Raw genomic sequence first — 230 nt, 5'->3', positions numbered from 1 at the left:
GCTGAAGCGCGCTCTGGCAGCAGGTCCGGTCGAGGTCAGCACCGCCCCCAATTCCACCAAGGGGCAAGTGCGAAAGGGTGAGATCAGCTTCTACGACAATACGGTCGACACCGCCTCGGGCACGATCCTCGCCAAGGCGAAATTCGAGAATGCCTCCGGTGCGCTCTGGCCCGGCCAGTCGGTCAACATCGTCGTGCATTTCAACAATGACGAACAGCAGGTAGTGGTGC

At 60.9% G+C, this 230-nt stretch carries 1 pseudogene; it reads left to right on the top strand.

The annotated features are described in order from the left end of the window. A pseudogene (locus EOD29_RS35540) lies at positions 1–230 on the top strand (efflux RND transporter periplasmic adaptor subunit); the annotation flags it as partial.

The organism is Mesorhizobium sp. M1A.T.Ca.IN.004.03.1.1, from assembly GCF_003997555.1.
GTDB lineage: Bacteria > Pseudomonadota > Alphaproteobacteria > Rhizobiales > Rhizobiaceae > Mesorhizobium.
This window is presented reverse-complemented; position numbering and strand designations above follow the sequence as displayed.